Annotated in this window: 4 protein-coding genes; 2 read left to right on the top strand and 2 right to left on the bottom strand. The window is 69.9% G+C overall.

Annotation, left to right across the window (positions count from 1 at the left end; translation table 11 throughout):
* The first annotated feature begins 115 nt into the window (after positions 1-115).
* Complete coding sequence (locus AC5LUJ_RS03120) at positions 116-472, top strand: nitroreductase family protein (RefSeq protein WP_250285721.1); 357 nt, start codon at positions 116-118, stop codon at positions 470-472.
* A gap of 469 nt (positions 473-941) precedes the next feature.
* Here the strand turns inward: AC5LUJ_RS03120 and AC5LUJ_RS03115 are convergent, their stop codons facing one another.
* Positions 942-1,097, bottom strand: a complete 156-nt coding sequence (locus tag AC5LUJ_RS03115) for a hypothetical protein (protein ID WP_250285720.1) — start codon at positions 1,095-1,097, stop codon at positions 942-944.
* Positions 1,082-1,231 (bottom strand): hypothetical protein, encoded by a 150-nt coding sequence (locus AC5LUJ_RS03110; protein ID WP_493464424.1) that lies wholly within the window; start codon positions 1,229-1,231, stop codon positions 1,082-1,084. The genes AC5LUJ_RS03115 and AC5LUJ_RS03110 overlap by 16 nt, the downstream gene beginning before the upstream one ends.
* A gap of 177 nt (positions 1,232-1,408) precedes the next feature.
* Between AC5LUJ_RS03110 and AC5LUJ_RS03105 the strand changes: the two genes are divergently transcribed.
* The coding region (locus tag AC5LUJ_RS03105) for an AAA family ATPase (RefSeq protein ID WP_445548746.1) at positions 1,409-1,546 on the top strand (138 nt) is incomplete at its 3' end.

The raw sequence follows: 1,546 nt of genomic DNA, 5'->3' as shown, positions 1-1,546 counted from the left end.
CACGGCATCCGAACGCGGCGCACCCAGTCGCACCGCACCCAGCCACGCGGCATCCGGCCGTACCGCCGGCCGGACAGTTTGACCGGGTCGTTCCGGGGGGCCGACGAGGACGAACATGAGTGACAGCGCGGACGCGATCAGTCGTATTCAGCGGATCCAGGATCTCCTCAACGGCTCGCCGAACCGGGAAGTCGTCCTTGACGGGCTGTCCGCGGCCACCGGGCGGATCGCGTTACCCCGAGCGCGGCCGGACATTCCGGTCGGCCTCGGCCAGATCCTTGCGGCCCGCAAGTCCCGCTATCGGTTTCACTCCGACCCACCCGACGCGCGGGAACTGTCGTCGCTGTTGCGGTGGGCGTTCGGGCCGCAGCGGACGGTCCGGCTGCCCACCGGCACCGAGCACCGGATGCGCATGGCCCCGTCCGCGGGCGGGCTGCCGTCACTGGCGGTGTACATCCGTCGACCGGCATAGCCGGCCGCTGTCCCCCACCGGCCGGCGGCCTTGACACACGCCGAGGCCAGTCGAATAGAGCACAATAAGCACCCGCATTCCTCGCACCTGGGTCTTCACCAGGGCTCGCCGCCCCCGACTGGGATGATCATACCAAGCCCGCTGGAGACCTGCGACACACTGGATCGCGTTGATCACAACGTCGGCGTCAAGACCGTGTCGAACGCTCAGCTTCTCCCGCACGGCCGGGCTGACGCGGACCACCGCCACCCAGATCGACGTCATACCGGGAGTGTCCTCAAACAGGGCCAGAGCCCCACATCTGGATCCGCCCCGCCTGGAGCTACACCGCCGACAGCGCCTTCCTGCTCGTGTTGACCAGCTCCCCGAGCTCCTGAACGGTGCCGTCAGGTCGGGCCGTAGAAGGGGCCGGATTGCTGGGGCGGGAGTGGGGCGAGTGCCGGGTCGTCGAGGTCGAGGTCCCGCCGGTTCACGGCGCGGCAGCATTCCGGTAGCCGGCGTCCAGGTAGTGCTCGGCGGGGGTGAGACCACGGTCGGCAAGGGTGCGCTGGACAGGCAGGGTGACCTGCACGTCGGGGACGCCCGCCTGGGTGGTGAGAACGTCCGTGATCAGCCGTAACGGCAACGCGGCTCGTCGACGAACACCTCGGCCAGCCGGTCGCGCAGCCGCATCGCCAACGTCCCCCGCGGGAACGCCGCCCGCGCGGCCGCCACGGTCTGTGTCGGGATCTCCGGCAGCCCTCTGGGCTGCAACGACATGCGCTCCACCTCCCGCGGCCCACGACACGACAGGACCACAGAGGCGATCATGCCGCAAACGCGGCCCACCCGAATTAAGCAGCAGAGTCCCTGGCCGGGGCCACGTACCGCTTCCTCGGCCAGCCCGGATGCACAGCCAGACGTCGCCCGCGGCGGCGCCCGCCGTAGAGTGATCGCATGATGACAGGCCGGCTTGCGGCGGTGACGGTCGAGGGGTACACCTCGATCCGCTCGACGCGGGTCCGGCTGGGCGGGCTGAACGTCCTGATCGGCCCGAACGGGGCGGGCAAGAGCAACTTCATCTCCGCGCTGGAA

The sequence above is a fragment of the Protofrankia sp. CiP1_Cm_nod3 genome, assembly GCF_982290655.1.
The sequence above is the reverse complement of the archived record's forward strand: the minus strand, read 5'-3'. Positions and strand labels throughout refer to the sequence as shown.

Coding starts and splice junctions, on each gene's coding strand:
- AC5LUJ_RS03120 (WP_250285721.1), top strand. CDS start 116: ATGAGTGACAGCGCGGACGCGATCAGTCGTATTCAGCGGATCCAGGAT.
- AC5LUJ_RS03110 (WP_493464424.1), bottom strand. CDS start 1,231: ATGTCGTTGCAGCCCAGAGGGCTGCCGGAGATCCCGACACAGACCGTG.